The 3,929-nt window shown below is 69.2% G+C and carries 3 protein-coding genes; 1 reads left to right on the top strand and 2 read right to left on the bottom strand.

The window, feature by feature from the left end; translation table 11 throughout:
* The first annotated feature begins 58 nt into the window (after positions 1-58).
* Positions 59-1,030 carry an RluA family pseudouridine synthase gene (locus FJY74_09530; GenBank protein ID MBM3308553.1) on the top strand — a complete coding sequence of 324 codons (972 nt, stop codon included), beginning with the start codon at positions 59-61 and terminating at the stop codon, positions 1,028-1,030.
* Between the two features lie 97 nt (positions 1,031-1,127).
* On the opposite strand, the gene FJY74_09525 is transcribed toward FJY74_09530, so the two are convergent.
* On the bottom strand, positions 1,128-2,354 hold the full coding sequence (locus tag FJY74_09525; protein MBM3308552.1) for a hypothetical protein: 1,227 nt from the start codon (positions 2,352-2,354) through the stop codon (positions 1,128-1,130).
* Positions 2,355-2,589: 235 nt separating this feature from the next.
* Positions 2,590-3,929 (bottom strand): S8 family serine peptidase (locus tag FJY74_09520; protein MBM3308551.1); only part of this gene is annotated, 1,340 nt, incomplete at its 5' end.

The following is a 3,929-nucleotide window of genomic DNA, read 5'->3' as shown; positions in this document are numbered from 1 at the left end:
CTCCGTGTGCGATGACCAATGCCCCGCCGCCGCCGGCGCGCGACCGGCATCCTACCCGATGAGCGGCGACGACCGCAACGGCGGCGGCCCGCGCGCGATCCGGCTCTCGACGCGCGTGGACCCGTACCACGACGGATGGCGGCTCTCCGACTACCTGGCGCATCGCTTCCGCTACCTCGACGCGGCGACGTGGGCCGCTCGGCTCGCCGCCGGCTCGATCTCGGTCAACGGCGCTCCGGGGCGGCCTGAGACGCCCGTCGGCCGCGGTGACCTCGTGGAGTACGAGGTCCTCGTCGTCGAGCCGCCGGTGGACTTCTCGTACGAGGTGCTTCACGACGACGAAGACGTCGTGGCCGTGTCGAAGTCGGGGAACATCCCCTGCCACGCGGGCGGGTCTTACTTCACGCACACGCTCATCGCGCGGCTGCGGGAGGACCTCGGTCGGCCGCTCGATCTCGCGCACCGGCTCGACCGCGAGACGAGCGGCGTCGTCGTGCTCGCCGGGAACCGCGAGGCCGCGCGCGCCCTCTCGGGCGCGTTCGCGCGCGGCGAGGTCGCAAAGGAGTACGTTGCGGTCGTGCGCGGAGAGCCGTCGTGCGATGCGTTCGAGGTGGACGCGCCGATCGCGCCGGCGAGGCGTGACTGCCCGGTCGCCCGCCGCGTCGTGGACCGCGAGCGCGGTCGTCCGGCGAGGACGCTCTTCCGGGTCGAGTCGCGGCGCGGCGGCTTCGCCGTGGTGCGCGCGAACCCGCTCACGGGGCGCACGAACCAGATCCGCCTGCATCTCGAGCACGCGGGGCACCCGATCGTGGGCGACAAGATCTACGGGATGCCGCACGACCTCCTGCTCGAGTCGCTGCGCGATCCCTCGGCGCCGCGCGTCCTCGAGCATCTCCTCCTCGCGCGCCACGCGCTCCACGCCGCGCGGCTCGAGCTCCTTCATCCGCGGACCCGCAGGCTTCTCACGCTCGAGGCGCCCCTGCCCGCGGACATGGCGGGGTTCGTCGCGGGCATCGCCGGCGACCGCTAGGTCAACCGCCGCCGGCCCAAAGAGAGAGGGCGGGATCGCTCCCGCCCTCTCTTCGTTCACGCCGCATCGGGTGTGCACCCGACGCGCCCAGCCGAGGCTACCTGTACATCGCCTTGATGGCGCCCCAGGTCGCCGACTCGACGGGCGACTGCTCCTCGCCGCCGAGCTTGATCCACTTCACGTACCAGCCGAGGTCGGACGTCGAGTAGCTGTCCGAGCCCGCGTCGAGCCTGACGATGACCGTCTGGCCGATGAAGTCCACGAGGTTGAAGCAGTCCCTCACGAAGGTCGTGCTCGTGCCCGTGAACATGTCCTCCTGCCAGACGCAGCCGCACGGATAGTAGGTCGAGGTGTTCTTGCCGTCGTAGCCGCCGAACGGGTAGACGAGCGTCCAGGTCTGGCCGCCGTCGGCCGACACCTTGACGTTGCCGCCGTCCCAGTTCGTCTCGAAGTCGTAGAAGTGGCAGAGCTCGATGCAGTGGCAGCTCGGCGTGATCGGGAAGGTGCCGACGATGACCGACTCGCCGAAGCTCACCGGGTAGGCCCCGGCCAGGTTCGTGGCCAGGACGTGGGTCACCGGCACGCCGTCACACGCGACCATCGGGATGCCCACCGGGACGCCCCACTGCCACGGAGCCGGCACGCCACCGCAGGGAACCGTCTGGAAGCCGTTGGGGCCGAGGTTGTAGTCAAGCGTGGCGCAGGTGAACGGGAACGGGCAGCACGGCGTCGGCGGAGGCGGCGGGCCCTCGCCGATGGAGAGCGCGTCGAAGGAGCCCTGCGCGCCGTCGTAGCCGGTGTAGCCGAGGCCGATCTGAATGGTCCCGGAGTACCCAGCCAGCGAGACCGTGTACTGCTGCCACTGCCATGACACGGCGCCGTTGTTGTTGTCGTAGTAGTTCCACTTCGGCACGCCGTTGATCGTGACCCAGAGGTTGTAGTTCTGGTACGGGGTGATGGCCCAGTAGACGCTCCCCATGGCCCAGAACACGAGCGCCGCGTCACCGGCCTGGATGGTGTAGTTGTAGTACAACCACTCGTTCTGAGGTCCCGAGTACGTCTGGTCGTAGTAGCAGGTGGCGTATCCGGCGCCCTCGTACGGAGCGTAGGTGCCAAGCTCCCACGTGTAGGGGTTGTTCACGACCGCGGTCCAGCCGGCGGGCGGAATGGTCGTGTTGAAGCCCTCGAAAAGCGGACGAGCGAGCCAGTCCGTCGGCTTCACGAAGACCTCGGTCGCAACCTTCGAATCGAGGCGCGGCTTCTCGGCCAGCGCCGTGCCGGCGACGAGGAGCGCGACCATGCACATCACCACAGCAAGTCTCATTGCCCTCTCCTCCCTGCTGTCTGCCTGTGCTCTTGCTGCACAACGCACACTCGACACATCCTGCTCGTCCGCTGTCAGCCCTCCTCTGTTGCCCCAGCAGACACACGCCCGCCAGGATGCCCTTGCCAGATGGCCTCCCCGGAAACCGCCATCATTATATCACGCACGTCGGTCATCAGTCAAGAATCGACTTGCCCGCCCTGCCGCCCCGCCTGCGCGGCGGCGAGCCCGGTTCCTACTTCAGCAGCGTGAGCTTCCTCGTCTCCACCGTCCCGCCGTACGACAGCTCGCAGAAGTAGATGCCGCTTGCCACCGGCGTCCCGTCGTCGCTCTGGCCCTGCCAGACTGCCGTGTGGCGCCCCGGGTCCTCAACGCGGTCCACGAGCGTGCTCACGAGCCGGCCGTCCACATTGTAGATGCGCAGCGTCAGGCGCGCCTGTCCCAGCGCGACCGGGAAGAGCTCGTAGCTGATCGTCGTGGCCGGGTTGAACGGGTTGGGGGTGATGCCGTGGATGCGGAACGGAGCCGCCCCGACCGGGATCGGCAGGTCGTCCACGCCGCTCTGCGCCGGCCAGTTGTCGAACGAGCCCGTCATCACGAGCGCGAACGGCTGCGGCGCCTGCGGCACCGTCGTGCCTGCCACCTGGACCGTGTAGGTCCCGACGGGAGGAGACGCGAGCCTCACGACCTCCTCGACGTTCCGCGCGTCGTACGAGCCGCCGGTCGTCGACTGGCCGCCGCTGAACACGTTGCCCTTGTAGGTCGCGCCGCCCGGCGCGGTCACCGTGAGGTCGAGGTTGTTCTGGAGCGTCACGCCCGCGCCCGCCGTGGCCGGGTAGTCCGTCCACACGAGCGTGATCTCAAGCGGGACGGAACTTGAGTCCACCTGGAACTCGAACGACTGACTTCCGCCCTGACCCACGCCCGGCGTCACGTCCTCGGCGATGAGCTCGCGCGCGTCGCCTTCGAAGTAGAGCGCGTCGTTCAGGAGCACCCTGCCCCAGCCCTCGTTGTTGTTCGGGATGTCCGCGGTGCCCATGTCGGCGGCGGAGTTCACGATCGTCGCCTTCACGAGCGCGGCGCTCGGCGAGAGCGCATCACCCGAGGTGAGCGTGCCGGACGGATACCAGCCCTCGGTGAAGTACTGCCTCACGAGGAGCGCGCAGCCGGCCACGGCCGGCGTCGCCATCGAGGTTCCCTGGAAGGGCGAGCTCGCGACGTTGCACGTCTGCGCCGGCGGGTTGCCGGTGTGGTTGTCCGCGGAGTTGACGTAGCTGTATCCGGCCTCGCCGCCGGGCGCCGTCACGGTCGGCTTGTATCTCGTGTCGGACGCCGGGCCGCGGCTCGAGTAGCCGGCCATCACGGCCTGATCGGGCGGCCGGCGTGTCGCGCCGACGGTGATGCAGTTCTTGGCGGTCCCCGGGTAGCCCACCGTGCTGGCGTTCGGGCCGGAGTTGCCGGCGGCGAAGACCACGAGGAAGCCCTTGTTGCCCCACATGAAGCTGTCCACGTCAACGCAGTAGGAGTTGTAGCTGTTCTCGGACCCGCCCCACGAGTTCGAGTGCACCCGGGCGC

Source organism: Candidatus Effluviviaceae Genus I sp., from assembly GCA_016867725.1.
GTDB lineage: Bacteria > Joyebacterota > Joyebacteria > Joyebacterales > Joyebacteraceae > VGIX01.
Note: the sequence above shows the minus strand (reverse complement) of the source record. Positions and strands in the feature narration are given on the sequence as shown.

Coding starts and splice junctions, on each gene's coding strand:
- FJY74_09530 (MBM3308553.1), top strand. CDS start 59: ATGAGCGGCGACGACCGCAACGGCGGCGGCCCGCGCGCGATCCGGCTC.
- FJY74_09525 (MBM3308552.1), bottom strand. CDS start 2,354: ATGAGACTTGCTGTGGTGATGTGCATGGTCGCGCTCCTCGTCGCCGGC.